The 25,011-nt window shown below is 51.1% G+C and carries 27 protein-coding genes and 3 riboswitches; of the genes, 21 read left to right on the top strand and 6 right to left on the bottom strand.

Features of this window, described 5'->3' with window-relative positions; genetic code table 11:
* Window positions 1-6: 6 nt before the first annotated feature.
* Entirely contained in the window at window positions 7-303 is a 297-nt protein-coding gene (locus tag BLU30_RS07460) for a type II toxin-antitoxin system RelE/ParE family toxin (RefSeq protein WP_090245138.1), read from the bottom strand.
* Entirely contained in the window at window positions 296-643 is a 348-nt protein-coding gene (locus tag BLU30_RS07455) for a type II toxin-antitoxin system RelB/DinJ family antitoxin (RefSeq protein WP_090245136.1), read from the bottom strand. The genes BLU30_RS07460 and BLU30_RS07455 overlap by 8 nt, the downstream gene beginning before the upstream one ends.
* A gap of 236 nt (window positions 644-879) precedes the next feature.
* Here BLU30_RS07455 and BLU30_RS14625 point away from each other — a divergent pair, with 236 nt between their 5' ends.
* Window positions 880-1,002 (top strand): hypothetical protein, encoded by a 123-nt coding sequence (locus BLU30_RS14625; protein ID WP_278286244.1) that lies wholly within the window; start codon window positions 880-882, stop codon window positions 1,000-1,002.
* A 252-nt stretch (window positions 1,003-1,254) separates the two neighbouring features.
* Here BLU30_RS14625 and nrdG read toward each other — a convergent pair whose 3' ends face one another.
* Together nrdG and nrdD are read right to left on the bottom strand one after the other, a co-directional pair.
* The gene (gene nrdG / locus BLU30_RS07450) at window positions 1,255-1,764 is read right to left on the bottom strand and encodes an anaerobic ribonucleoside-triphosphate reductase activating protein (RefSeq protein ID WP_090245134.1); all 510 of its coding nucleotides are present in this window, start codon (window positions 1,762-1,764) and stop codon (window positions 1,255-1,257) included.
* A gap of 8 nt (window positions 1,765-1,772) precedes the next feature.
* Window positions 1,773-3,953 carry an anaerobic ribonucleoside-triphosphate reductase gene (gene nrdD, locus BLU30_RS07445; protein WP_090245133.1) on the bottom strand — a complete coding sequence of 727 codons (2,181 nt, stop codon included), beginning with the start codon at window positions 3,951-3,953 and terminating at the stop codon, window positions 1,773-1,775.
* Window positions 3,954-4,072: 119 nt separating this feature from the next.
* Window positions 4,073-4,250: riboswitch (cobalamin riboswitch) on the bottom strand.
* Between the two features lie 235 nt (window positions 4,251-4,485).
* On the opposite strand from nrdD, the gene BLU30_RS07440 reads away from it, so the two are divergent.
* Window positions 4,486-5,088: an HD-GYP domain-containing protein gene (locus BLU30_RS07440; RefSeq protein WP_176770864.1), complete on the top strand. Its 603-nt coding sequence runs from the start codon at window positions 4,486-4,488 to the stop codon at window positions 5,086-5,088.
* Between the two features lie 40 nt (window positions 5,089-5,128).
* On the opposite strand, the gene BLU30_RS07435 is transcribed toward BLU30_RS07440, so the two are convergent.
* Complete coding sequence (locus BLU30_RS07435; RefSeq protein WP_090245127.1) at window positions 5,129-6,025, bottom strand: DMT family transporter; 897 nt, start codon at window positions 6,023-6,025, stop codon at window positions 5,129-5,131.
* A gap of 231 nt (window positions 6,026-6,256) precedes the next feature.
* On the opposite strand from BLU30_RS07435, the gene BLU30_RS07430 reads away from it, so the two are divergent.
* From BLU30_RS07430 to BLU30_RS07375, 12 genes are all read left to right on the top strand, one after another.
* Entirely contained in the window at window positions 6,257-6,469 is a 213-nt protein-coding gene (locus BLU30_RS07430) for a FeoA family protein (protein ID WP_090245122.1), read from the top strand.
* Between the two features lie 11 nt (window positions 6,470-6,480).
* Window positions 6,481-6,702: a FeoA family protein gene (locus tag BLU30_RS07425; RefSeq protein WP_090245120.1), complete on the top strand. Its 222-nt coding sequence runs from the start codon at window positions 6,481-6,483 to the stop codon at window positions 6,700-6,702.
* Between the two features lie 61 nt (window positions 6,703-6,763).
* The gene (gene feoB, locus BLU30_RS07420) at window positions 6,764-8,911 is read left to right on the top strand and encodes a ferrous iron transport protein B (RefSeq protein ID WP_090245117.1); all 2,148 of its coding nucleotides are present in this window, start codon (window positions 6,764-6,766) and stop codon (window positions 8,909-8,911) included.
* Between the two features lie 30 nt (window positions 8,912-8,941).
* Window positions 8,942-9,115, top strand: coding sequence for a FeoB-associated Cys-rich membrane protein (locus BLU30_RS07415; protein ID WP_090245115.1), 174 nt, complete (start codon window positions 8,942-8,944; stop codon window positions 9,113-9,115).
* A 170-nt stretch (window positions 9,116-9,285) separates the two neighbouring features.
* A complete protein-coding gene (locus BLU30_RS07410; protein WP_090245113.1) occupies window positions 9,286-11,610 on the top strand; it encodes a heavy metal translocating P-type ATPase in 2,325 nt (774 codons plus the stop codon).
* Between the two features lie 131 nt (window positions 11,611-11,741).
* Window positions 11,742-12,686, top strand: a complete 945-nt coding sequence (locus BLU30_RS07405) for an ABC transporter substrate-binding protein (protein WP_090245110.1) — start codon at window positions 11,742-11,744, stop codon at window positions 12,684-12,686.
* Complete coding sequence (locus BLU30_RS07400) at window positions 12,683-13,711, top strand: FecCD family ABC transporter permease (RefSeq protein ID WP_090245108.1); 1,029 nt, start codon at window positions 12,683-12,685, stop codon at window positions 13,709-13,711. The genes BLU30_RS07405 and BLU30_RS07400 overlap by 4 nt, the downstream gene beginning before the upstream one ends.
* Before the next feature lie 2 nt (window positions 13,712-13,713).
* Complete coding sequence (locus BLU30_RS07395; RefSeq protein WP_090245106.1) at window positions 13,714-14,979, top strand: ABC transporter ATP-binding protein; 1,266 nt, start codon at window positions 13,714-13,716, stop codon at window positions 14,977-14,979.
* A 32-nt stretch (window positions 14,980-15,011) separates the two neighbouring features.
* Window positions 15,012-15,173: riboswitch (cobalamin riboswitch) on the top strand.
* A 160-nt stretch (window positions 15,174-15,333) separates the two neighbouring features.
* A complete protein-coding gene (locus BLU30_RS07390) occupies window positions 15,334-16,083 on the top strand; it encodes an energy-coupling factor ABC transporter permease (RefSeq protein WP_090245103.1) in 750 nt (249 codons plus the stop codon).
* Window positions 16,083-16,406, top strand: a complete 324-nt coding sequence (locus tag BLU30_RS07385) for an energy-coupling factor ABC transporter substrate-binding protein (protein ID WP_090245100.1) — start codon at window positions 16,083-16,085, stop codon at window positions 16,404-16,406. Before BLU30_RS07390 ends, BLU30_RS07385 begins: the two co-directional genes overlap by 1 nt.
* 56 nt (window positions 16,407-16,462) lie before the next feature.
* Window positions 16,463-17,371: a cobalt ECF transporter T component CbiQ gene (gene cbiQ / locus BLU30_RS07380; RefSeq protein WP_242873540.1), complete on the top strand. Its 909-nt coding sequence runs from the start codon at window positions 16,463-16,465 to the stop codon at window positions 17,369-17,371.
* Window positions 17,372-17,376: 5 nt separating this feature from the next.
* Complete coding sequence (locus BLU30_RS07375) at window positions 17,377-18,210, top strand: energy-coupling factor ABC transporter ATP-binding protein (RefSeq protein ID WP_090245098.1); 834 nt, start codon at window positions 17,377-17,379, stop codon at window positions 18,208-18,210.
* A 6-nt stretch (window positions 18,211-18,216) separates the two neighbouring features.
* Here the strand turns inward: BLU30_RS07375 and BLU30_RS07370 are convergent, their stop codons facing one another.
* The gene (locus BLU30_RS07370; RefSeq protein WP_090245096.1) at window positions 18,217-18,591 is read right to left on the bottom strand and encodes a metal-dependent transcriptional regulator; all 375 of its coding nucleotides are present in this window, start codon (window positions 18,589-18,591) and stop codon (window positions 18,217-18,219) included.
* A gap of 189 nt (window positions 18,592-18,780) precedes the next feature.
* Window positions 18,781-18,949: riboswitch (cobalamin riboswitch) on the top strand.
* Between the two features lie 102 nt (window positions 18,950-19,051).
* On the opposite strand from BLU30_RS07370, the gene BLU30_RS07365 reads away from it, so the two are divergent.
* Genes BLU30_RS07365 through cbiT form a run of 7 tightly spaced genes read left to right on the top strand, consistent with a single transcriptional unit; the run spans window position 19,052 to window position 25,011 of the window.
* Complete coding sequence (locus BLU30_RS07365) at window positions 19,052-20,422, top strand: cobyrinic acid a,c-diamide synthase CobB (protein WP_090245095.1); 1,371 nt, start codon at window positions 19,052-19,054, stop codon at window positions 20,420-20,422.
* Window positions 20,403-21,281, top strand: coding sequence for a GHMP family kinase ATP-binding protein (locus BLU30_RS07360; protein ID WP_090245092.1), 879 nt, complete (start codon window positions 20,403-20,405; stop codon window positions 21,279-21,281). The genes BLU30_RS07365 and BLU30_RS07360 overlap by 20 nt, the downstream gene beginning before the upstream one ends.
* A 52-nt stretch (window positions 21,282-21,333) precedes the next feature.
* Entirely contained in the window at window positions 21,334-21,969 is a 636-nt protein-coding gene (locus BLU30_RS07355) for a precorrin-8X methylmutase (protein ID WP_090245090.1), read from the top strand.
* A gap of 1 nt (window position 21,970) precedes the next feature.
* Window positions 21,971-22,690 (top strand): precorrin-2 C(20)-methyltransferase, encoded by a 720-nt coding sequence (gene cobI / locus BLU30_RS07350; protein WP_090245087.1) that lies wholly within the window; start codon window positions 21,971-21,973, stop codon window positions 22,688-22,690.
* Entirely contained in the window at window positions 22,687-23,826 is a 1,140-nt protein-coding gene (gene cbiD / locus BLU30_RS07345; protein WP_090245085.1) for a cobalt-precorrin-5B (C(1))-methyltransferase CbiD, read from the top strand. The genes cobI and cbiD overlap by 4 nt, the downstream gene beginning before the upstream one ends.
* Entirely contained in the window at window positions 23,808-24,434 is a 627-nt protein-coding gene (gene cbiE, locus BLU30_RS07340) for a precorrin-6y C5,15-methyltransferase (decarboxylating) subunit CbiE (RefSeq protein ID WP_090245082.1), read from the top strand. Before cbiD ends, cbiE begins: the two co-directional genes overlap by 19 nt.
* On the top strand, window positions 24,427-25,011 hold the full coding sequence (cbiT, locus tag BLU30_RS07335) for a precorrin-6Y C5,15-methyltransferase (decarboxylating) subunit CbiT (protein WP_090245080.1): 585 nt from the start codon (window positions 24,427-24,429) through the stop codon (window positions 25,009-25,011). The genes cbiE and cbiT overlap by 8 nt, the downstream gene beginning before the upstream one ends.

Below are 25,011 nucleotides of genomic sequence, written 5' to 3'. Positions count from 1 at the left end.
TTGGTGTCAAATCAGCTGCTGGGCGCCGCTAAATAATAAGCGTCGGACCTCCATAACCTCATCAGGACGCACCACATACCAAGCGGTGTAATTGCCGACGTAGATGCGGTAGTACGGCTCGTCCGAATTCGGGATGACCCGTTTTTCAAAAGCGGTGGGATACTCTGCGCGTTTGATGATGGCGGCCCGAAGGGTCTCATAGAAACGTCTGGCAGCATCTGGGTTACCTAATTCTATGGTGATATAATCCATGATGCCACCAAGGTCGTCAAAGAATTGGGCAGTGATGAAAAGTTTATCCATTGTAGTCTTCCAAACGCTTTTGTACGAAAGCATCTAAATCAGAGAGGCTGTATCGCATGGGGTCCTCCGCTGCTAAAAGCGATGCTTCTGCGAGCTTGGCATCTACGTATTCCTCGTGGCTGGTGTACTGATTCACCGCATCCATATCCACAGGAAGGTTAGGGTATGTGGGCTTGACATCCGCCGCAATGCGAAAGGGAATGGCTTGCTCCCGGACAGCCTGACGTAAAAAGACCGTCATGGCCGTGGTCATGTTCATGCCGAATTCTGAGAACAAGGCTTCGGCCTGGGCTTTCAAGGATTTTTCAATCCGCAGATTGATATTGGTGGTTTCACGCATGGGATTCCTCCTAAAGTTTCATTTCCTCCATTATAAACCGATTGGCGCGCAGCGTAAAGACATTGTGCTGCATTTAAGCAAATTTATGGTCCTGGTGCGAGTAGGGGCCCTCCTTAAATTAATTAGTAATAGACTATTAATATTAAACTTTCGTTAATGTATATTATAAATATTATTTAAGGAAAAATAAGATTAATTGTCTAAAAATGGATATTAATAAAGAATGAGGAAATGAAATGACCATAGAACTTTTTTCACAAAACCCAAAAGCCTACGAAGCTGCAATCAACCATCCCATCGGAACCAGTAAACCCTTCATCGGCTTCAAGTTAGCCGCGGATCATCCCCAAAAGGATTGACCCATGAACCAAGAACAAATGACCACCTATGACAACCAAAAAGACCTGCGCATCGGCCTGCTACTACCTGGTATACAGCTTTCATATTCCCTTTAATGAAATTCGGGGAATGATGGAGCTTCTTTTTTTCTCAAGGTCTGCTCGGATATAATTATACTCTTCTGCGGCAAGGCCATCAAAGTCCAGCACGCTTAGTCGTGAAACAGGGCGATGGCGACCCTAAAGCAATTTTAAGGAACAGTTTTTGGGTTCTTAAGCACAATTATGATCAATCCTCCCCTGGGAGAGCTGTAAAATCCGTTGATTAGAGGATCCCCGAAATCGAAGGCTGATGTCGGCCTGTTCTTTAATGAAGGGACCATCCACCAGCACGGCGATGTGGCTTAGCAGGGCATCGGTCACATCGCTGTGGGCCCGTCCACCGGGGAGGAGGTCCTTTTCATAGACGTATCCGGTATAGCACCAGATATCCTTATGGGGATATCTGAGGCTCAGAGTCGCAACCAGGTCCAAAAGGGCCGGCTGGTTCCGGGGATCCAGGGGCTCGCCCCCAAGGATGGTGAGTCCCGTGATGTAATCCGGGGCCAGGCTATGGATGATTTCTGCCGCTACGGTCCTGGTGAAGGGAGTACCGTAGTCAAAATCCCAGGCTACTTTGTTGAAACAGTCGGGACAGCGGTGGGTACAGCCCGAGACAAAAAGGCTGGTGCGTACCCCGGGGCCGTTGGCGATATCGTAGTATTTAATGGCTGCGTAGTTCATGGATGCTCCTAAAGGTGCAGGACCCGGTCTCGGATTTCCTCGGTACGGCCCTGGTTCCAGAATTGGGTGCCGATGTAGCCGCAGGTCCGGCGCGTGACATTGAGTTTGTCCTCTTCACGGTTACCGCATTGGGGGCATTCCCAAACCAGCTTGCCGTCCTGATCCTCAACGATGACAACCTCTCCGCTAAAGCCACAGACTTGACAATAGTCCGACTTGGTGTTCAGCTCTGCGTACATGATATTATCGTAGATGAACTGGAGGACGCTGAGGACCGCTGGAATATTGCCTTGCATATCCGGAACTTCCACATAGCTGATGGCACCGCCTGGGGAAAGCTTCTGAAACTGGCTTTCAAATTTCAGCTTCGCAAAGGCATTGATGGGCTCGGAGACATGGACATGATAGCTATTGGTGATATAGCCCTTATCGGTAATGCCCTCGATGATGCCGAAGCGCTTTTGCAGGCAACGGGCAAACTTGTAGGTGGTGGATTCCAGGGGGGTGCCGTAAAGGCTGAAATCGACGTGGTGAGCCGCCTTCCAGGTGGTACAGGCATCGTTCATCCGGGTCATGACCGCCATGGCAAAGGGGGTAGCTGCCGCATCGGTATGGGATTTTCCGGTCATATATTTGCAGCATTCGTAGAGTCCGGCATAACCCAGGCTGATGGTGGAGTAGCCATTGTAAAGCAAGGGGTCGATGGGGGCACCCTTGGGCAGACGGGCCAGGGCACCGTATTGCCAGAGGATAGGGGCGGCATCAGAAAGGGTACCCTTCAGGCGGTTGTGCCGGCACAGCAGGGCTTCGTGGCATAGCTCCAGACGCTCCTCAAAAATTTGCCAAAAACGATCCAGATCTCCACCACTGGATAGGGCCACATCCACCAGATTCAGGGTAACCACTCCTTGATTAAAGCGACCATAATATTTGGGGGCTTTGCTTTCGGGATCCACATAGGGGGTTAAAAAGCTGCGGCAGCCCATGCAGGTATAGCAGTGTCCCTCACCATTTGCATCCACCTTGCTCTCCAGCATCACCTTTTCACTGATGTAATCCGGGACCATACGCTTGGCCGTACACTCCGCAGAAAGCTGGGTGAGGTAGAAGAAGGGGGTCCCTTCTTTCAGGTTGTCTTCCTCCAGGACATAGATAAGTTTGGGAAAGGCGGGGGTCACCCAGACCCCTGTTTCATTCTTCACGCCCTGGATACGCTGGAGAAGCGTTTCCTCAATAATCATGGCCAGGTCTGTCTTTTCCTGGGGATTCCGGGCCTCTCCAAGATACATAAACACTGTTACAAAGGGAGCCTGGCCATTGGTGGTCATTAAAGTGACCACCTGATACTGGATGGTCTGGACGCCCCGCTTAATTTCCTCCCGGAGACGTTTTTCGGTGATGGCATCCATTTGGGCATCGGTGGGGGTGATGCCCAAATCGGCCATCTCCTCAGTGACGCTGCGGCGGATCTTTTGACGGCTGACATCCACAAAGGGAGCCAGATGGGTCAGGCTGATGCTTTGTCCCCCGTATTGGCTGCTGGCTACCTGGGCGATGATCTGGGTAGCGATGTTGCAGGCTGTGGAAAAGCTGTGGGGTTTATCGATGCGGGTCCCGCTGATGACGGTCCCGTTTTGGAGCATATCCTCCAGGTTCACCAAATCGCAGTTGTGCATATGCTGGGCGAAGTAATCGGAATCGTGGAAGTGGATGATGCCTTGCTCATGGGCTTCGGCAATGGCAGTGGGCAGGAGCATCCGCATGGTGAGGTCCTTGCTGACCTCACCGGCCATATAATCCCGCTGAACACTGTTAACCCGGGGGTTCTTGTTGGAATTTTCCTGCTTCACATCCTCATTATTGCATTCAATCAGGCTGAGAATTTTATCGTCGGTGGTGTTGCTGGACCGCTTAAGGGTCCGCACATAACGGTAAGTGATATACTGTCTGGCTACCTCATAAGCCTCCTGGGCCATGATTTCATTCTCAACCAGATCCTGAATTTCTTCCACGTTCATGGCATGGGGACGGGCCACACAGACCTGTTCGACAGCGTCTGCCACCTGGGTAATCTGGTCACGGGTGAGACGCTGGTTTTCCGGGACGACAGCGTTGGCCCGGCCCACTGCGGCGATAATTTTCGTAATATCAAAGGTCATTTCTGTGCCGTTGCGCTTGATGATTTTCATAGGATCTCCTTAGGATTATAAGACATTAAAAAATGGAGTGCTCCCTGGGACTCCATTACGTGATGGGGCATTGCGCACAGCAATAACCGCCATCCAGAAACGCCATCTGAGCAGGGAATGGTTTCCGATATCATCAAGCAGGCTTTCTGACTCCATCTCATCGTATACCGCGCCTTCTCGCTTTCGCAATGGCATCTGTGGCGTACTCCTTGATTACAGCGACCTGTTCGTACGGGGATTTCACCCGATTTTCCTCTTATCGATTTTGAATCGATCACTTGATGATATTATTTACTTGTACTAAGTATAGTGGCTTGCGACTGAAAAGTCAAGAGAATATCACAATATATTGTGTAATGATAGCTATTACATATCAAAGGATGATTTAAGAAAATTTAGTTTTAAAATAAGAAAAACGGTATTTTTTGACAAATGTAAGTAAAAACTAAAGGGTACCTTGTGCGGCTATTAAGAATCTGATAAAATTGTCATACGAATAACGAGGTGGAGTATGCATCGAGGACAGACAAAAATGAACAATTACTTTAATCGGCTGCCCCAGGGGATGCAGCGGCATTGCCAACGTACTGGCCAGTATATGCGCATGATCCTGATGGCCATGGATTTAAGCGCTATGGAAAGGACTCTGCTGTGGCGGGGGCTTTCTCCTTTTGACTACCATGATATTGGGAAGATTCTCCTGCCGGAGAGCTTAATGGAGCAGGCGGGGTCTTACACTGCGGAGGAAAGTCTGCGAATGATGGCCCATGTGGATTATGGCCAGCAGATTTTTTGCAGCATTGGAGCAGAATTTCCAGAGGCGGCGGATTTTTGCAAGGCTGGAGAGGATATTGCCCTTTTCCATCATGAATGTTGGGATGGGACGGGGTATCCAGACGGACGCTCTGGTGAGGAAATTCCATTTTTGGCACGGGTGTGCGCCATTGCCAATGCCTATACGGGGACTTTGGAGGGGGGCACACAGCGGCCAGGACATCCTGTGGATATTGCCCTGCAGGAACTGCTCTCCGGGGGAGGAACCTGGTTTGATCCAGAAATCGTCGGCTGCTTTGTAGATTATGTCATTAAAGGCGAGGCGATTACTGGGCGGACGGTAGATTTTGAAAAACGATGAACGAAAAAAGACCTTCTGGAGGAAGCGGGACAGCCGCTGATCAGGAGGTCTTTTTTGTTGCCAGAAAGGTACCCATGACCATAAGCCCCAAGGCGATGAAAAATGATGGCCCTGGAACATCTGCAAACAAGATGAGGGAGAGTCCGGCACTGACAAAGGGAGCAATGGCGTAGCAGGCGCTGGTGCGGGCGGCACCTAAATCCCGTTGGGCGCTGACATAACAGAAGATGCTCAGGCCGTAGGCTACAAAGCCCAGCAGCAGCATCAGGGGGATAATGGAAAGGGCAGGAAAAGCATCTCCGATGGATAAGGCAATAACGAAGGCACCGATACCTGAGCCAAAGCCCTTAACCATAACGATTTGGAGGGGGTCCTTCCAGGAGAGGACCCGGGTACAATTGTTTTCCAGACCCCAGCAGCAGCAGGCCAAAAGAACGAGGAGTGCCCCGGGATTCAGGCAAATCCCACCCGCGTCCTCAGCGGATAACAGAAGGCTGGCCAGGGTGATGAGTCCAATGCCAGCCCATAAGCCCCTGGGAATGCCCTCGTGGAAGAATACTAATGCCAGGACAGCGGTTGCCACAATTTCAAAATTATTAAGGAGGGCGACGGTGGCGGCATTGGTTAGCTTTAGACCAAGCATTAAAAGAATAGGTGCCGCAATATCGAGCCCGATCATCGCCAGGATAGCGGGCATCTCTTTACGGGTCAGCCTTTCCTCTTGATGCCCGAGACCGACTAATTTCCGGATAGAACCTAAAACTGCCATACCCATACCGGCGCCAAGGTAAAGGAAGGCGGCCAGCATTGTAGGGCTGATGGTATTGAGCAATACCTTGGAAAAGGGTGTGCTGATGGCATAAAGAAAGGCCGCCAGAAGGGCGAAGCCCAAGGCCTTGGAGTTAGTAGCAGAAAGACGATGGTCAATGGAATTCATGGCGTACCTCCAATTTAATTCGGTTTTCAGGATTTCAAAAGACCCCCCCTGGGGGTTATTTACAGCGTACAACTTTTTGATGATTAAGTCAAGAATGGAGTTATTTTGGAATAATTCTAATGTATTTTAAGTGTTGACGCACAAAGTTAGTTGATATAAACTTTAAATGCGAAGAAAGCTTAGGCAAACAATGTAAGCTCAGACAATCAATCTTGATCCAAGGAGGAGAGAATGATGCCTTTATCATTTATAAAAACCGGGGAGTCCGGTGAGATTAAACGGATCGGCGGATCCGATGATGTTAAGAAATTTTTAAATAATCTGGGGTTTATCCCGGGAAGTACCATTACGGTGGTTAATCGTATGAATGGCAATGTCATTGTTAGTGTTCGGGATGCCCGGGTGGCCATTAGCCACGAAATGGCGAAGAAAATCATGGTTTAGGAGGAAGTGAATTGATAACCTTAAAAGAAACAAAGGTCGGGGAGACGGTCAAAGTCACCAAGCTCCATGGGATCGGGCCGGTTAAGCGGCGTATTATGGATATGGGAATCACCAAAGGAACACCGATTTCGGTTCGAAAGGTCGCCCCATTAGGTGATCCGGTGGAGGTCACGGTCAGAGGCTACGAATTGTCTCTGAGAAAAGCAGATGCCGAGCTGATTGAGGTTGAATAAACGCGCTGATGCGCGATTATTTTTGGCGATAGAGTTAGTGAAACTAATTTAGGAGGAATCAATGGGAATACATCTTGCCCTGGCGGGGAATCCCAATTGTGGGAAGACGACGCTGTTTAATGCATTAACGGGATCCAATCAATTCGTTGGGAATTGGCCTGGGGTCACTGTGGAGAAGAAGGAAGGAAAGTACCGGAAGGATAAGGATATTGCCATTATCGACCTTCCTGGGATTTATTCGTTATCCCCCTACACCTTAGAAGAAGTGGTTGCCCGGGAATACCTGGTGGGGGAACGCCCTGAGGTTGTCATTGATATTGTGGATGGAACCAATCTGGAAAGAAATTTGTACTTGACCACCCAGATCCTGGAAATGGGATTGCCGGTGGTTGTGGCAGTCAATATGATGGATCTGGTTCGTAAAAACGGGGATACTGTGGATATTCAGGCCATGACCAAGGCCTTAGGTTGCCCAGTGGTGGAGATTTCTGCCATGAAGGGGGAAGGACTGGATGAACTCATTACAGCAGCCAAAAAAGCGGCTGCCGGTGCGCCTGTTGTTCCAAAGCATCGATACAGTGGTTGTGTGGAGCATGCCCTGGCTCATATTGAGGAGGCAGTGCTCCATGATCTACCAGAAGAACAGCAGCGTTTTTACGCCATCAAGTGCTTCGAACGGGACGAAAAAATTCACCAGTCCCTGGGCATTGATGCCCCGTCAATCCAGCATATCGCTCAGGATATCATCGATTGTGAAAAGGAACTGGATGATGATGCAGAGAGCATTATCACCGGGGAGCGCTACGATTATATTGAGGGAGTCATTGGAAAATGTCATTCCCAAAAGACCCGGGGGGAATTGAGCGTCTCTGATAAAATTGACCGGGTGGTCACCAACCGATTCGCCGCCATGCCTATTTTTGCGGCGGTGATGGTTTTGGTATATTATATTTCAGTGACCACTGTGGGAACCTTTTTAACGGACTGGACCAATGATACCCTCTTTGGGGCCTGGATTATTCCAAGTGCGTCAGCAGGGCTGGAGGCCATTGGCTGTGCCCATTGGCTTTCCGGACTTTTAGTGGATGGCGTTCTGAGCGGTGTTGGTGCGGTGCTGGGATTTGTACCCCAGATGCTGGTGCTCTTTTTGTTCCTTGCTTTTCTGGAATCCTGTGGCTACATGGCCCGGGTTGCCTTTATCATGGACCGGATTTTCAGGAAATTTGGGCTGTCGGGTAAATCTTTTATTCCCATGTTAATTGGATCGGGATGCGGTGTTCCTGGGATTATGGCCTCTCGAACCATTGAAAATGTCAGGGATCGCCGGATGACCATTATGACGACGACCTTTATCCCCTGCTCGGCGAAGCTGCCCATTATTGCCCTCATTGCAGGGGCATTATTTGGCGGCGCCTGGTGGGTGGCACCCAGTGCTTATTTCGTTGGAATTTTTGCCATTGTTTGTTCTGGGATTGTTTTAAAGAAAACCCGGATGTTCACCGGGGACCCGGCACCCTTTGTCATGGAGCTGCCAGCCTATCACTGGCCACGGATATCCGATGTACTGAGAAGTACCTGGGAACGGGGCTGGGCCTTTATTAAACGGGCGGGCACCATCATCCTGCTATCGACCATCATCGTCTGGTCTCTCCAAAGCTTTGGCATGGTGGATGGCGGCATTGGTATGGTGGAGGATATGAACGAGAGCTTTTTAGCGGCCATCGGTTCGGCCTTTGCCTGGATATTCACACCCCTGGGATGGGGGAATTGGCAGGCCGCGGTGGCGGCCATTACCGGTCTTGTGGCCAAGGAAAACGTGGTGGGAACCTTTGGGGTGCTCTATGGCTTCTCTGAAGTGGCTGAAGATGGGGCAGAGGTCTGGGGTACCCTGGCGGCCAGCTTTACTGTTTTCTCTGCTTATTCTTTCCTGGTGTTCAATTTGCTGTGTGCCCCCTGCTTTGCGGCCATGGGAGCCATAAAAGGAGAGATGCAAAGTGCGAAGTGGTTCTGGTTTGCCATTGGTTATCAATGTGGCTTAGCCTACGCGGTGGCCCTGTGTGTTTATCAAATCGGCACCTTTATTTTAACCGGGACCTTTACCCTGGGGACAGTGGTGGCCATTCTGCTGATTCTCGGCTTTTTATACCTTCTCTTCCGGCCAGAAAAAAAGGCGGATGCTGTGGGTAATCCTAAGGCTGTGGAATTATAATTATTGTAAAAATAGGAAGGAGGACACTCTATGGGAACCTTTATTGTTGGCGGAATACTGTTAGCTATTGTCGCTGCCATTGTCATTAAACTGGTGCGGGATAAAAAGAAAGGCGGTGGCTGTGGTTGCGGCTGTGCCTCCTGTCCCCATGCCAGTGGCTGTGGCGCTGAAAAAAAGCCATCGGATACGGTTAAAGAAAAATAAATGAATATTGACCGAAGCCCTCTCCAGGACCCATTGTTCTGGAGGGGGCTTTTTTGAATAATTGTGAGTGAAAAATATTCAAAAAGCCTTGACTTTTGGAAAAAAAGTGACATAATATCAATATATGAATGAATGTTCATATGTTAATATAAAAAGATAAGGAGATTGCCATGTCGAACCATCATAAAGAACAAGAGCATACCCATGGCCACGACCATACCCATGGTGAAGCCTGCGGCTGCGGTCATGACCATCATGATCACGACCATGAACCCAAAAACGAAAACCATGAAGGATGTGACTGCGGCCACGACCACCATGGTCATCATCATTCCGAAGAACCGGAGACCCAGGATGGGGGAGAAGTGACCAAGGGCCATGAGGTCCGGGTCTACACCATCGAAAACCTGGGGTGCGCCAATTGTGCGGCAAAGATGGAAAAACGCATTAATACCCTCCCGGAGGTGTCCAGTGCCTCCATTACCTTTGCCACCAGGGAATTGCGTTTAACGGCAGCAAATCAGGACCGTCTGATGCCGGAAATAGAGGCGATCTGTCAAAAAATTGAAAATGGGGTCCATCTGGTGGCAAAAGAAGGTGGCCGAAAGAAAGAGGCTCAAAAATCCAAAGGATTTTTCACAAAGGATCAATTGAATCTCATCTCCCTCATTTTAGGTGGGATATTCTTCATTGGTGTCGAAATATACCATGAGGTCAGTGGAATTGAGACCTACTCCCTGCCTCTGATCATCGCCTTTGTGGTGGCCTATCTCGTATTAGGGGGAAACATCGTTTTAACGGCGGTTAAGAATCTTTTCAAGGGACAGGTGTTTGATGAAAACTTTTTGATGAGTGTCGCCACCCTGGGAGCCTTTGCCATCGCCCAATACCCGGAAGCTGTGGGCGTTATGCTATTCTTCCGAATTGGGGTAACCTTTGAACATTTCGCCGTGGAGCGCAGCCGAAGCCAGATTATGGAGGCGGTGGACCTGCGGCCGGAAACGGTTAATTTATTGGTGGGTGAGTCGGTCAAAGTCATTGGTGCCGAGGAGGCCCAGGTAGGGGATATCCTCCTGGTACGTCCAGGGGACCGCATTCCCCTGGATGGCATCGTCATTGATGGGGAAAGCCGCATTGATACCGCCGCAGTCACCGGAGAGCCGGTACCCCTTGGAGTCAGCACTGGGGATGAGGTGATCTCAGGCTGTGTCAATACCTCCGGGGCCCTTAAAATTCGGGTGGAAAAGGTGCTTAAGGAATCCATGGTCACCCGGATACTGGACTCCGTGGAAAACGCCGCCGCCAGCAAGCCGAGAATTGATAATTTCATTACCCGGTTTGCCCGGGTATACACCCCGGTGGTGGTGGCCATCGCCCTGTTTACCGCAGTGGGCATTCCCCTGATTACGGGACAGGCCTTTTACCCCTGGATTTATACAGCTCTGAGCTTTTTGGTTATGAGCTGCCCCTGTGCGCTGGTGCTGTCGGTGCCCCTGGCCTTTTTCTGCGGCATCGGTGCCGGATCGAAGCAAGGGATCCTGTTTAAGGGGGGCGTCGTTATGGAAGCTTTGGCCAATATTAAGGCGGTGGTCATGGATAAAACCGGGACCATTACCCAGGGGGATTTTGTAGTACAACAGGTCATCCCCACAGAAAATTTTGGGGAGACAGAGCTTCTTGCCCTGGCGGCATCCTGTGAACAGGTGTCCACCCATCCCATCGCCACGAGTATCGTGGCGGCTGCAGAATCCCGTGGGCTGGAATTAAATGCCCCAGAGGCTGTTGAGGAGCTGTCCGGTAAAGGGATCGTGGCTATCCAGGGAAACCAGAGGGTTTTGTGCGGCAATGTCAAGCTCATGGAATTCAAGGGCATTGACCTGGCCGGTCGCGTTAAGGCACAGCGGGGCTCTGAGGTGCTTCTGGCTGTGGACGGTGTTTACGTCGGACAGATTATCGTGGCCGATACCCTTAAGCCTGAGGCCAGATCGGCCATTTCCCGGATTAAAGACAATCATATCCTAACAGCCATGCTCACCGGAGATGCCCAGGACAGTGCCGATGCCGTGGCGGCAGAGGCTGGTGTGGAAGAAGTCCACGCCCGACTATTGCCCCAGGACAAGTTGGCCGAGTTGGGGCGGATTCGGGATAAAATCGGTGCGGTCATGTTTGTCGGTGATGGTATTAACGATGCCCCGGTTTTAGCTGGGGCTGATGTGGGAGCTGCCATGGGCAGCGGTGCAGATGCTGCCATCGAGGCGGGGGATGTCGTGTTTATGAATTCAAATTTAGATGCCATTCCAGACGCCATCGAAATTGCAAAGAAGACCGTGAGGATTTCCTGGCAGAATGTGGTTTTTGCGCTGACCATCAAAATTATCGTGATGATTCTGGGATTGACGGGGATTTACGCCAATATGTGGTTGGCAGTCTTTGCAGATACCGGGGTTGCCTTCCTGTGTATTCTCAATTCCATTCGTATCTTATATAGTAAGTAATATTTGCCGGGGACCGAAGTGTGATGCTTTGGGTCTCGGTTTTTTAATTGCGCTTGTATTTTTGGGGGGGATGCTCTAAAATAAGTTGGTAGGAAGAATTGATTGGATTTGTCATGAAGAAGGAGGGCGTTATGAAAAAATTTTGGAATGTCGTGTGGTGTGTGTTGGTGATGGCAGGGATTGTATTGGCCGTGTCCGGATGCCAAAGTAACAGTGGAACCTCTGGGAAGGTCGAGGTGGTATCGGGGCAGACGAGCTATCCCTTGACCATTACCGATGATTTGGGAACAGAGGTGACCCTGGATGCCCAGCCAGAGCGGATTGTTTCCCTCTCGCCGGCCAATACAGAGATTGTGTTTGCCCTGGGGGAAGGGGATCGGCTGGTGGGTCGGACCGACTATTGCAACTACCCCGCAGAGGCCGCTGCTGTGGCTAGTATTGGGGATTACAATGCCCCCAATGTGGAAAAAATCGTTGGGTTGAGTCCGGATCTGGTGTTGGCGACAGACTTTATCGATGACAATGTCCGCAAGCAGCTTGAAAATACCGGGGCCAAGGTTGTGGTGTTCTCAGCGACGAGCATCGATGGGGTGATGGGGGATATTGTCATCACTGGCAAGCTGATCAACGCCAACGATGCTGCTAAAACCGTGGCAGAGGGAATGGAAGCAGAGCGAAAGAAGCTGGTTGATGCTTGTGCTGGAGTTAGTGTCCAAAAGTCGGTGTTCATCGATTTAGGGGATTATTATAGTGCAGGAAATGGCTCCCTATTGGGGTCCATGATGGATGAAATTAATGTGAGGAACATTGCAGCGACGGGGAATACCGCCTGGCCCCAGCTGTCCGTGGAGCAGATTATTGCCGATAACCCCGATGTGTACATCTCGTTTTTGAATACTGCGAAGTCTATTGCTGCAGTACCGGGCTTCAACCAGGTGACCGCCATTGCAAAGGGGCAGATTTATGCCTACGGAATGACCTCCCCTGAGGCGGATCTCATGCAGCGCCCAGGTCCACGGATTGTAGAGGGCTTACGGCTCTTTGTTCAGGATATCTACCCGGATCTCATTAAATGAAAAAGCATTTAAAAAAATACGCCCTGCCCCTGCTGGTGGTGGGGTGTTTACTTCTGATTTATATTTGCACCTTAATGGGGATTACGTCCATTCCCTTTGGGGAGGCGAACCGGATTCTATTGTACCAACTGCTCCGCATTGACATTGGAGGGAGCAGTGCCAGTGCAGGCCACGGGGCCATTATCTGGGATGTGCGTCTGCCCCGGGTTATTCTGGGTTTTTTGACAGGGGGGGCCTTGGCTGTCTGTGGCGGGGCGTATCAGGGGATCTTTAAGAATCCCATGGCCGATCCTTATATCCTGGGGGTATCCTCTGGGGCAGCACTGGGGGCAGCTATCGGCATTGTCCTGCGTTTTGATACCAGCTTTATGGGAATGGGAGGCACGGCGGTGTTGGCCTTTATTGGGGCCTTTGTGACCATTTTTTTGGTTTATCGCATTTCCAGAGTGGGACGGCGGGTACCCGTGGGAAGCCTGCTTCTTTCCGGTATTGCGGTGGGCCAGAGTCTCTCTGCTTTTATGTCTCTTCTGATGATCTTTAATGTCCAGAGTATGAATGCCATTATGTTTTGGACCATGGGCAGCTTTAATGGAACGGGCTGGGACCAGGTCTTTATTGTGCTGCCCTTTGTGCTTTTGGGATGCGTGGTGTTGGCAACAACGGTTCGGGAATTGGATATTATGCTTTTAGGGGAGGATACGGCAACCCAGCTGGGGGTGGATACCGAGCGTCTTAAAAAGAAGGTTCTCATTGCCTCTTCCATCGTGGTGGCGGCAGTAGTTTCTGTGACCGGAATTATCGGCTTCGTAGGGCTGGTGGTTCCCCATGTGGTACGGATGCTCACGGGTCCCAAGCACCGGGTGCTTTTGCCCTTATCCATGGTCCTGGGCGGGGCCTTTCTGGTATGCTGCGACACCCTGGCCCGGAGTGTGGCCAGCCAGGAGATTCCTGTGGGGATTATTACCGCAGCCTTTGGTGGTCCCTTTTTTATTTATCTCCTGCGTAAAACCAGGAAGGGGGTATAGCCATGGATGCCAAGGAAATACTGCGCTTCGACGGTGTTCATACAGGGTATGGAGAACGGGAAATCATCAAGGGCTTTACAGCGACCATCCATGAAGGGGAGTTCGTTGGGCTGATTGGCTCCAATGGAACGGGGAAATCGACCCTCCTTAAGGGGGTGTCCGGTTTATTGCCCATTACTGCAGGGCAGATTTGGGTCCAGGGAGAGGATAATGCCGGCCTTTCCCAGAGGGAGCGGGCCAGGCGGATGGCGGTGGTTCCCCAGCACTTTGCCATCGACTACGATTTTTATGTGGAGGATATTGTGATGATGGGCCGAAACCCCTATCTGGGCTTTCGGGATCGGGAGGGGAACCAGGACCGGGATATCGTGACCCGGGCCATGGCCGTGACGGGGACACAGCGATTTAGAGGGCGACTCTTTAATGAGCTTTCCGGCGGGGAAAAGCAGCGGGTGGTTATTGCCCGGGCCATCGCCCAGGAGCCGGAAATCATCCTACTGGACGAACCCACCTCGGCTTTAGATGTCCATCATCAAATCGAGGTCATGGAAATGATCGTTCGCCTCAATAAGGAATCCGGCATGACGGTGGTGGCGGTGCTCCATGATCTGAATCTAGCCTCCCGGTATTGCGGGCGGCTTATTATGATTAATGACGGACAGGTGGTGGCGGATGGCCCGCCGGAGGCTGTTATTGTGGATGATAATATGCGCCTGTTGTACAATATGCGGATGCTGATTCGAGAGAATACCCTCTTCGAAAAACCCGAGGTGATTCCTATCGGGGTGCTAAAGCCCCAGCAAGTGGAAAATCCTTTGTCCATTCATGTGATTTGCGGTGGTGGCGGGGCGGTTCGGATTTTGGATGAGTTGTCTGAAATGGGCCACCATGTCACCCTGGGGGTGGTGAATGAGGGGAGCGATGACTGGCGGATGGCAGAGTATCTGGGCCTGGAAATGGTAGTGATTCCACCCTTTATGGCGGTGTCTCCAGAGGATCAGCGAAAGAATCTGGCCCTGATGTCAGGGGCGGATGTGCTTTTAGTGGCGGATGTTCCCTTTGGCACCGGAAATATCGAAAATCTTCGGGGATTGTCGGATTTTAAGGGAACCATTGTGATGCATCGGAGCGTATTGTCAGGCGATTTTACTGGAGGATTGGTGGCAGAGGCTCTGGAGGATATAAAACGTCAGCGGGAGGTGGTTATGATTGATGATCATGACGATTTTCTGGGGATGATTGGCACAATAAAAAACGGTTTCTCTTGACACCCAAAGGCCCAAGAGATACAATTAAGCTAATATAATAATTGCTTCCGTGTGTTGGGAAAGAGGTTGGAATCCTCTGCTGTAATCGCATCTGTGTTTCAAAATGCTGTCTTCATTGCCACTGTCAAAGGATGGGAAGGCGAAGACAGATGATATTGATTAGCCAGAATATCACCACGGCGGCTTTCTAAAAGCACTCCGATTTAGTTTGTTTTAGAGATACGACGTTTTGTATTTCAAAGCCTCCTCAGTGTGCTGGGGAGGTTTTTTTGCGAAAGGTGACAAAAGCGCGAAATAAGTCATACGCATACAAGACTGCAGCAATTATTATAAATCTATTTCAGGAGGTTTCTTATGAATAAGAAACAAAAGTGGATTGTTGCTGCATCCGCAGCCTTCTCCCTGTGCTTCGGTATTATGCCGGTGGCGGGTGCCATGCATATCATGGAGGGATATCTGCCGGTAGGGTATTGTGTGCTCTGGGGAGTCATTTCCATTCCCTTCTTGGTTTGGGGATTCTTTTCCATCAAAAAGACGGTATCAGAGAATCGGAAGTCCATTACCTTGCTGGCTATGGCAGGGGCTTTTATCTTTGTTATCTCGTCGCTAAAGATTCCATCAGTAACCGGTAGCTGCTCCCATATGACGGGGACCGGTCTGGGCGCCATTCTCTTTGGACCAGCGGCGGTCAGTATTCTGGGGATTATCGTGCTCTTGTTTCAGGCCATCCTTTTAGCTCATGGGGGACTGACCACCCTGGGGGCAAACACCTTTTCCATGGCTATTGCAGGGCCCTTTGTGTCCTTTGGCCTTTACGCCCTGGGGAAAAAACTGGGATGGAACCGAAAAATCAGTGTGTTTGTTGCCTGTGCCCTGGGGGATTTATTTACCTATTGTGTGACGGCATTCCAGCTGGCCATGGCCTATCCTTCGGAATCTGGGGGTGTGATGGCATCGGCCATTAAATTCCTGGGGGTGTTTGCCCCAACTCAAGTGCCCCTGGCCATTATTGAGGGGCTGCTGTCTGTGGTTATCGTTATTGCACTGGAATCCTATGCCAGCCCGGAACTGAAAGCCATTGGATTTATTGAGGAGGTAAAATAATGACTGCAAGCAATAAGAAAACCGTTATTATCATTTTAATCGCAGTAGTTCTCATTGCCTTGGTTCCTCTGTTTATGCTTCAGGGGGCAGAATTTGGCGGATCGGATGATGCCGGGAGTGAGATGATTAGTGAAATCCAGGGACAGGAATATGAACCTTGGTTTACTCCGGTGCTGGAGCAGGCTCTGAATGGGGAGCTGCCTGGAGAGGTAGAATCCATGATTTTCTGTGTTCAGACTGGGATTGGCGTTGGAATATTGGCCTTTTTTCTCGGCCGATTTGTGGAGCGGAAGAAGCTGGGTAAGGAAGATCAGGATTTATAGCCCCTTTTAATTGGCTTTGACGGTTTTTAGGGAAGTTGTGTCAGATTGGAGGCACTATGGATGTAAAATTATTGTGGCTGGTTCCACCTCTCCTGGTGCTGTTGGTTGGATGCATATACCAAATGAAGGATGGTGTCCGTAATGGACACCATCACCATCGTGGCTTCGGACATAAGCATGGGGAATCGACCCTTTCCATTGATATTTATGCCTATACCTCAAAGCTTGGCGGGGTGAATCCTGGATTTAAGGTGGGCTTTGCCATCATCCTGCTGCTGATGTGCGTGGTGGCGGATAATCTTTACGTTTCCATCAGCGTTATTCTGATTACCACCTTTGTGACGGTGATCCTGGGGGGGATCCATTTCAGAAAATATTTGGAGCTCCTTGCCATTCCCATTGCTTTTCTGATTATTGGGAGCATCGTGATTCTGGTGAATTTCTCCTGGGGGCCAGCCCCTGAGTCTTTGGTGAACCTGGACTGCCGATGGTTTACCGTTTTCGTTACGCGGGAAGGCCTGGGGACCACCATTAATTTATGGGGAAAGGCCTTTGGTGCAGTCAGTGCCATGTACATGATGTCACTCTCGACCATGTCCGGGGAAATTTTCAGTGTGCTGCGACGTCTCCATGTCCCCATGCTCATCGTAGAACTGATGAATATCATGTACCGTTATATTTTTATCCTAATGGATACCCAATCCCGAATGCGCAATTCTGCAGAATCCCGTTTAGGTTATACGACGTATAAGCGTGCCATCTATTCCTTTGGGAATACTGCAGGAAATCTCCTTATTGTCTCGATGAAGCGTGGCGGGCAATTTTACGATGCCATGGAGGCCCGGTGTTATGATGGGGAGTTAAAGTTTCTGGAGGACAAAAAACCTCTGGTGGCCAAACAGGTTATTTTAGCAGCTTTGGTGGTCATCTACTTAGTGGTGGTTTGGATTGCAACGATGAGGTGAATGAAATGCAGGAATCGATTTTAGAAATCGCAGATTTGAAATATGCTTATTCTGGGGAAAATGCGGCACTCAACGGAATCACCGTTGATATCCGGCAAGGGGAGCGGATTGCTGTGGTGGGCTCCAATGGAGCCGGCAAATCCACCTTCTTTTTAAACATCAATGGAGTACTCATTCCCGATGAGGGGACGATTCGCTTTAAGGGCCAGACGATCACTCGCAATAAGAAGGATTTGAATACCCTGCGCAAGGGGGTAGGCATCGTTTTCCAGGATGCGGATAATCAGATTATCGCCTCCACCGTCATGGGGGAGGTATCCTTTGGACCCATGAACCTAAAGCTCAGCCGGGATGAGGTGGTCCGCCGGGTTGATGAAGCCCTGGATTATATGAATCTCATGGAATTCAGGGATCGGGCGCCCCATTATTGCAGCGGTGGGGAAAAGAAACGCATCACCATTGCGGATATTATCGCCATGCACCCCGAAGTCATTATCTTTGATGAACCCACGGCATCCCTGGACCCCCTGAATGCTGTCATGCTGGAGGAAGTCCTGAGTAAGCTGGTGGATCAGGGAAAGACCCTGCTGATTTCTACCCACGATATGGACTTTGCCTATCGTTGGGCGAAGCGGGTCATTGTTTTTGCCGGGGGAGATATTATTGCCGACGGAACTCCCGAAGCCATCTTCTCTAATGAGGACATTCGCATAAAGGCCAATTTGAAAAAGCCCATTTTATTGGATGTCCGGGATGCGATGATTGAAAGCGGGAATTGGCCCCAGGAAGGCCCTTATCCAAAGACGGTAGGGGATTTTCGGAAAATCCTTTTGAAGTAGCCGCCCTTAGCCCTTAAAATGTGATTTGTAGTGGGCTAATAGACATTGGTAGGTTTCTTCGCTGATGTCGTGCTCGATCATACAGGCATCTGTGGTGGCCTGCTCTTCACTGACGCCAACAGCCATAAAGAGCGCTGCCAGATTACAATGGCGCTGGTAGATCTTCTGGGCAATGGCTTCACCCGAGGGTGTTAGCTTCAGGCAGTGTCCATGGTCTACCACAAGATAACCTTGTTCCTGAAGCCGCTTCACGGCAATGCTGACGCTGGGCTTGGAAAAATTCAGGGCGTTGGCCACGTCGATGGCCCGTACATTTCCCTTTTCCTGTCGGAGCATTAAAATTCGTTCTAAATAATTTTCGGTTGATTCTGTTTTTTGCATTGATAAAACCCTCTCTTCCACAATACCATTCATCCTTTGTTTAATCATAGCAAATTCATGAAAAAAAACCAATCTTTTCTTACAGATCGGAGAGTAAAAGTGAGTGGATCTATTTTAGGGTAAAGGTTCTGGAACCGTTGATGTTTTTCGTTGAATGTGTGTCGTAATTGTGGTACTATAAACGTAATCAATAAGAATAAGGTTCATGCTGTGCAGGAAAAGCGGTAAAAACCGCTACAGCCCCCGCTACTGTGATTGCCGACGAGACCTCCGAGACCACTGTTCCAAAATGGGATGGGAAGGGGAGGGTCAGGATGAAGCAAAAGTCAGGAGACCTGGGCAGGATGATAAAGTCAAGGAATCATCTCGGTGGGAGAAGTGGGTTAATTGAGCGCTTTTTTTAGTCTGTCTTCCCAAAATACATAGGGATGGCGGATTTTTTTGTGATTGGGAGGAAACCATGAAAGATTTCATGCTGGCCGGGGTCAGCAGCAATGTAGGGAAGACCACAGTGACCATGGGCATTATGGCGGCGCTGCGGGCCAGAGGTGAGGCGGTTACCCCCTTTAAAACCGGGCCGGATTACATCGATCCCATGTTCCACACCTTTGTCACCGGGCGGTCATCCATTAACCTGGATACCTGGATGCTGGACCCTGAAACGGTTCGGCTTCTGCATTATGGCAAAATGACGGAAGATGCCGTGGGTGTGGTGGAAGGTGTAATGGGGCTCTACGATGGCCATGGCGTGAAGGATGATGTGGGGAGCAGTGCCTATCTTTCCAAGGTGCTGGGTATTCCGGTTTTCCTCATCATCAATGGGCGGGGGATGTCCAAATCTGCAGCGGCCATGGTGAAGGGCTATGTGGATTTCGATCCCGAGGTCCGGGTGGCAGGGGTTATTGTCAATCGACTGTCCTCAGAAAGCCACTATCATTTGTTAAAGGAAATGATCGAGACCCATGCCGGGGTCCCCTGTGTGGGGTGGATGCCGGAATGTCCGGAGCTTGCAGTGAACAGCCGGCATCTGGGACTGATTCCGGTGGATGAGCTGGTGGATATTCAGAAGAAGGTGGATCAGGCGGCAGCCCTGGCCGAGGCCCATATCGATTTGGACCAAATGTTATCCCTATCCGAGACAATAGGCCCCCAGGGATTGATGGCGGATCCCTTTCAAAGCAGGGCCGGCCAGTATAAGGGCCTGCGAATCGGAATCCCCAGGGACCAGGCCTTTAACTTTTATTACCAGGACAATTTATCCGCTTTGGAAGTGCTGGGGGTGGAGCTGGTGTTCTTTAGTCCACTGGCCCATGGGGCCTTGCCGGATAATCTGGATGGCCTCTATATCGGCGGGGGCTTCCCCGAGGTATTTGGGAAGGAATTTGAAGACAACGGGGTTTTTCGGGAAAACGCCCGCCAGGCTTTGGAGGCGGGGCTGCCCTGCTTTGCGGAGTGTGGGGGACTGATGGTACTAACCCAATGGTTGGCGGATAAAACCACAGATCCCACAGAGGGCATTGGTTTTCTGCCGGCCCGTACCGTCATGACCGAGAGGCTCCAGCGCTTTGGGTATGTTGAGGTATTGGCTGAAATCCGGGGAGAGAGTATTTGTACCCGGGCCCATGAATTTCACCACAGCCTGGTGGAAGCAGAGGAGGCCTTGCCCACAGCCTATACAGTTTCTAAGGGCAATCGACAATGGCGGTGCGGTTATGTGAAGAAGAATACCATCGCCGGGTATCCCCACATCCATTTTTACAGTAATCCACAATTCCTCATCGCTCTGCTGGATGGGGCTATGGAGGTCAAGCATGCGAAAGGTAGAGGTTAAAGCCCCGGGAAGCTGTGGGGAGTTCATCCAGGGACGGGTGGGACCAGACCCTTGCCTGGTGTCCTGCCCTGTGGATTTATACTCCACGGTGACCATTGCCGAGGGACGGGCCACCCGGATGATGAATGATAAGGCGGCGGATATGTTGGATCTCATTTTCAGGGAGTACGGCCTCCCCAGGAGTGAGAAGCACAATATCAATATATCCCTTCATTCGGAAATCCCCATGGAGAGGGGGATGGCCAGCTCCACTGCGGATTTGGCGGCGGTGGCCCAGGGCCTGGGGGTCTATTATGACCTGGGACTGGATGCCGACCGCATCGCACAGCTGTGCATCGCCATTGAGCCCACGGACAATATCATGTACCCGGAGCTCAATCTTTTCAACCATGTGGGGGGCCAGATCCTGGCGGATTATCACACCCATTTGGAAACGCCCATCCTCATTGTGGAGTTTAGCGGCCGGGTGAATACCGTGGGCTTCCACGGACAGATGGAGGGGTACGATGCCGGGGATATCGAAGCCTTTACCCAGGTGGTACAGGCCTTTAACCAGGGCATTGCCGCCGGGGATTTGGACCGCATTGGGGCCGCCTGCACTGAAAGCGCCAGGCTCAATCAAAAGATTATCCACAAGCCCCATTTAGAGACCCTTATCGCCTTATCCAAGGCCTATGGGGGACACGGCGTGGTCACTGGCCACAGTGGAACGGTTATCGGCGTGATGTACACCGACAACCAGTTTGATTATCAGGGCTTCATGGGAGATTTTTTAGGGCTGATTCCCAAGGCTGATTACGATGCCCTGTTTTTAAAGAATATTATTTCCGGGGGATTGCAGACCCGTGTTCAGGTGTAATGGCAATACAGGGAAATATGGATTCAGGAACCAATTATAAAGGAGACGAGACATGGAATATATCAACAATCCTCAGGAAATTGAAAAGCGCAGCTTTGAAATCATCACCGAAGAGCTGGGACGGCCATTACCGAAAGAGGTCGCGGAGATCGTTAAGCGCATCATTCACACGACTGCAGACTTTGAGTATGCGGACTTAGTGGAGTTTAAAAACGATGCGGTGGCCAAGGGCATAAAAGCCTTATCCCAAGGGAAAAAAATCTATGCGGACACCAGCATGATTAAGGTGGCGGTTAATAAACGGGCAGCTGAGATGCAGGGGGTGGAAATTGTCAACTATGTCCACGATGAGGACGTTCGGGCAGAAGCTGCCGCCCGGGGGGTCACCCGCTCCACGGTAGCCATGGAAAAGGCCCTTGGGGATGAAGGGGTGGGTATCTTTGCCATCGGCAATGCCCCCACAGCCCTGTATCGCCTCATCGAGGCGATACAGGAGGGGAAGGGTAAGCCGGATTTGATCATTGGGGCACCCATTGGTTTTGTGGGGGCGGCAGAATCCAAGGCAGCTCTGGACGCCTTAGATGCCCTGGAGGTCCCCTATATCCGCATCAACGGACGAAAGGGTGGCAGCCCGGTGGTGGCAGCCATCCTTAATGCCATGCTCTATCAATTGGGAAGGGAGTGGTAAGATGAAAGGAACTTTTTATGGCCTGGGTGTCGGCCCTGGGGACCCGGATCTGATTACGGTCAAGTCCCTGAAGATTCTTCAGGGGGCGGATGTCATTGTGACCCCCACCAAGAAGATGGGCAAGCCCAGCATTGCCTATCGCATTGTCGAGAGCCATATCCCCCAGGGGACGGAAGTCATTGAAATGAATTTCCCCATGATCTCCCTTTCCGCTGAGCGGGAAACCTTAAAGAAGCAATGGGCGGAAAATGCCGATGCCATTGAGGAGATGTTAAAGGATGGCAAGGATGTGGTGTTTCTGACCCTGGGAGATCCCATGGTATTTTCCACCTACTCCTACATCATGGAATTCCTTGTGGAACGGGATATTGAGGTGGTTACCCTTTCTGGGATTCCCTCCTTTTGTAACCTGGCTGCCCAGGTGGGTATCCCCCTGACCCAGGGGGAAGAATCCCTGGGAGTGGTGGCCATGACCCAGCCCATGGAAGAAATTCGGGCCATTCTGGATGCCCATAAAAATATCGTCGTCATGAAGGTATCCGCAGATAATGCCAAGCTGGCCGAGGAGCTAAAAGCCCGGGGGTTAGAAAAACAATTTATCCTGGTGTCCAATATCGGCATGGATACCCAGAGCGTGGTCCGGGATATCGAGGTCCTCGCCGGGAAGATTCCCTACCTTTCCACGGTGCTGATTAAAAAAGATTACGATTTGGGGGAATGACCGTGTTTGAAAAATACGTGGAGAAGGGTGGAAAGCGCCTGCGCTACGGCTATACCACCGGCTCCTGCGCCACGGCAGCTGCTGCCGGGGCCACACGGATGCTCTTAACCGGAGTCCGGGTGAAGCACGTGATTATCGATACCCCCAAGGGCTGGCCCCTGGATTTAACACTCCATGACCCAGAAGTGGGGGAGGGCTGGGCCCGGTGCAGTGTCATTAAAGACGCTGGTGACGATCCGGATATCACCAATGGGGTGAAGGTTTACGTCACGGTCCGTTCCCAGGATGAGCCAGGCATCCGCTTTTCTGCTGGGGTCGGTGTTGGTGTGGTGACCCTGAAGGGGCTATCCGTTCCGGTGGGAGAGCCGGCCATCAACCCGGTACCCCGCCAGATGATTACCCGGGAAATGATGAAAATCATGCAGGCGCAGAGGTATGAAGGGGGCTTTGAGGTAGAAATTTCCATTCCAGATGGGGTGGAATTAGCCAAGCGCACCTTTAACCCCAAGCTCGGTATCCAGGGGGGATTATCCATTGTGGGGACATCCGGAATCGTAGAGCCCATGAGTGAGGACGCCCTGAAGGCCTCCATGAAACTGGAGATTTCCATGCTCAAGGCCCAGGAAATGGACCCCATCATTTTTATTCCCGGTAATTACGGCAAGGACTTTGCTCTGGAACAAGGACTGCCGGAAAACCGTATGGTGAAAACCAGTAACTACGTGGGCTATATGTTAGAAGAAGCCGAGGGCTTTGATATTTCAGAAATTCTTTTTGTGGGCCACTTGGGAAAGCTGGTAAAGGTGGCTGGAGGACTCTTCAATACCCACAGCGGGGTGTGCGACGGGCGGATGGAAATCCTGGCGGCCCATGGGGCGCTGCTGGGGGCAGATCAGACCTGTGTGGCTAAGATCATGGGGAGTACCACCACTGATGAGGCCACAGATTATTTGCTGGAGGCAGGGCTGACCGGGTATTTCGACCATTTGGCTGAGGCCGTTAAGAAGCGCTGTGAAGGCAAGGTCTATGGTAATATCCACATTGAGGTGGTTCTCTTCTCCAAAGCCCATGGATATTTAGGAGCCAGCTCAGGCGCAAAGGAAATGGAAGGACGCATATGCAACCAATCAAGGTGATCGGCCTGGGACCAGGCCATCCCGATTACATATTGCCGGTGGCAAAGGCCGCTATTGCAGAGGCTGAGGTCATTCTCTGCGGCAAGCGCCATTTGGAAAGCTTTGATACCGAGGGCAAGGAAATCCTGCTCATTGGCGGCGGAAAGCCCCTGTCGGAGCTCATGGCCCAGGCGAAGTATTTATATAAGAATCGGCGGACGGCCATTGTGGTTTCCGGGGACTGTGGGTTTTACAGCTTGCTGTCCTATACCAAGAAGGTCATTCCTGTGACGGATATCGAGGCGATTCCCGGGATTTCATCCCTTCAATATCTTTTTGCGAAGATCAGGATGCCCTGGCAGGATGCTCAGCTCATGAGCCTCCACGGCCGTAAGCAGGATCTCATTGCCCGTCTGACATTGACAGGGACCCTGGGGGTTCTGACGGATGCGGAGCAGAACACGGCGGCCATCGCAAAAATGCTGGTGGATGCCGGATACGATAGCAAATGGATTTACGTCGGCGAGAACCTATCCTATCCCGAGGAGCGGATTTGCCGGCTCAGTGTTCAAGAGGCACTCTCCTTTGAAGAGCAGGGGATGTCTGTGGTGGTGATTGCCGATGAGTGAAATTGCAGCGTATAAGGATAGTGAGTACGTCCGGGGGAAGGCCCCCATGACGAAGCGGGAAATCCGTGTCCTCACCATCGCCCTGTTGGGCATTAATAAGGATGATGTGGTCCTGGAGATTGGAGCAGGGACCGGGGGACTCACCATGGAGGCTGCCCATGCCGCCTATGCCGGACACGTCTGGACATTGGAAGGGAAGGAGGATGCCCAGGAATTGGTGGAACGCAACGCCGAGGAATTCGACGCCCAAAACGTCACCCTGATTCCCCACTTTGCCCCCGAGGGATTTTCCCTGGTGCCGGATGAGGTGGATAAGGTCATTGTCGGGGGGACTGGCGGTTGTCTGACGGAAATACTGGATTGGTGCCGGTGCCACCTAAGACCCGGTGGACGGCTGGTCTGTAATTTTGTAACCCTGGAGAATGCCTGTGCCGCAAAGGAAGCCCTGGAGGCCCGGTTTGAGGATGTGGAAATCATACAGGTGGGCATTACCCGGGGAGAACGGGTAGGGGGTCTGACGATGCTGAAGGCGGCCAACCCCATTTTCATTATTACCGCAGGAAAGAAGGAAGAGTAG

This window comes from Eubacterium barkeri, assembly GCF_900107125.1.
Taxonomy (GTDB): Bacteria; Bacillota; Clostridia; order Eubacteriales; family Eubacteriaceae; genus Eubacterium_O; species Eubacterium_O barkeri.
This window is presented reverse-complemented; position numbering and strand designations above follow the sequence as displayed.

Bases quoted from the DNA above. Each gene is read 5' to 3' on its own strand.
- cbiE (WP_090245082.1), top strand. From the start codon at position 23,808: ATGCAACCAATCAAGGTGATCGGCCTGGGACCAGGCCATCCCGATTAC.
- cbiT (WP_090245080.1), top strand. From the start codon at position 24,427: ATGAGTGAAATTGCAGCGTATAAGGATAGTGAGTACGTCCGGGGGAAG.
- BLU30_RS07365 (WP_090245095.1), top strand. From the start codon at position 19,052: ATGAAAGATTTCATGCTGGCCGGGGTCAGCAGCAATGTAGGGAAGACC.
- BLU30_RS07390 (WP_090245103.1), top strand. From the start codon at position 15,334: ATGAATAAGAAACAAAAGTGGATTGTTGCTGCATCCGCAGCCTTCTCC.
- BLU30_RS07440 (WP_176770864.1), top strand. From the start codon at position 4,486: ATGAACAATTACTTTAATCGGCTGCCCCAGGGGATGCAGCGGCATTGC.
- cobI (WP_090245087.1), top strand. From the start codon at position 21,971: ATGAAAGGAACTTTTTATGGCCTGGGTGTCGGCCCTGGGGACCCGGAT.
- BLU30_RS07360 (WP_090245092.1), top strand. From the start codon at position 20,403: ATGCGAAAGGTAGAGGTTAAAGCCCCGGGAAGCTGTGGGGAGTTCATC.
- BLU30_RS07375 (WP_090245098.1), top strand. From the start codon at position 17,377: ATGCAGGAATCGATTTTAGAAATCGCAGATTTGAAATATGCTTATTCT.
- BLU30_RS07415 (WP_090245115.1), top strand. From the start codon at position 8,942: ATGGGAACCTTTATTGTTGGCGGAATACTGTTAGCTATTGTCGCTGCC.
- feoB (WP_090245117.1), top strand. From the start codon at position 6,764: ATGGGAATACATCTTGCCCTGGCGGGGAATCCCAATTGTGGGAAGACG.
- BLU30_RS07395 (WP_090245106.1), top strand. From the start codon at position 13,714: ATGGATGCCAAGGAAATACTGCGCTTCGACGGTGTTCATACAGGGTAT.
- BLU30_RS07435 (WP_090245127.1), bottom strand. From the start codon at position 6,025: ATGAATTCCATTGACCATCGTCTTTCTGCTACTAACTCCAAGGCCTTG.
- BLU30_RS07455 (WP_090245136.1), bottom strand. From the start codon at position 643: ATGCGTGAAACCACCAATATCAATCTGCGGATTGAAAAATCCTTGAAA.
- BLU30_RS07410 (WP_090245113.1), top strand. From the start codon at position 9,286: ATGTCGAACCATCATAAAGAACAAGAGCATACCCATGGCCACGACCAT.
- BLU30_RS07400 (WP_090245108.1), top strand. From the start codon at position 12,683: ATGAAAAAGCATTTAAAAAAATACGCCCTGCCCCTGCTGGTGGTGGGG.
- cbiQ (WP_242873540.1), top strand. From the start codon at position 16,463: ATGGATGTAAAATTATTGTGGCTGGTTCCACCTCTCCTGGTGCTGTTG.
- BLU30_RS07385 (WP_090245100.1), top strand. From the start codon at position 16,083: ATGACTGCAAGCAATAAGAAAACCGTTATTATCATTTTAATCGCAGTA.
- nrdG (WP_090245134.1), bottom strand. From the start codon at position 1,764: ATGAACTACGCAGCCATTAAATACTACGATATCGCCAACGGCCCCGGG.
- BLU30_RS07370 (WP_090245096.1), bottom strand. From the start codon at position 18,591: ATGCAAAAAACAGAATCAACCGAAAATTATTTAGAACGAATTTTAATG.
- BLU30_RS07430 (WP_090245122.1), top strand. From the start codon at position 6,257: ATGATGCCTTTATCATTTATAAAAACCGGGGAGTCCGGTGAGATTAAA.
- nrdD (WP_090245133.1), bottom strand. From the start codon at position 3,953: ATGAAAATCATCAAGCGCAACGGCACAGAAATGACCTTTGATATTACG.
- BLU30_RS14625 (WP_278286244.1), top strand. From the start codon at position 880: ATGACCATAGAACTTTTTTCACAAAACCCAAAAGCCTACGAAGCTGCA.
- BLU30_RS07405 (WP_090245110.1), top strand. From the start codon at position 11,742: ATGAAAAAATTTTGGAATGTCGTGTGGTGTGTGTTGGTGATGGCAGGG.
- BLU30_RS07460 (WP_090245138.1), bottom strand. From the start codon at position 303: ATGGATAAACTTTTCATCACTGCCCAATTCTTTGACGACCTTGGTGGC.
- cbiD (WP_090245085.1), top strand. From the start codon at position 22,687: ATGACCGTGTTTGAAAAATACGTGGAGAAGGGTGGAAAGCGCCTGCGC.
- BLU30_RS07355 (WP_090245090.1), top strand. From the start codon at position 21,334: ATGGAATATATCAACAATCCTCAGGAAATTGAAAAGCGCAGCTTTGAA.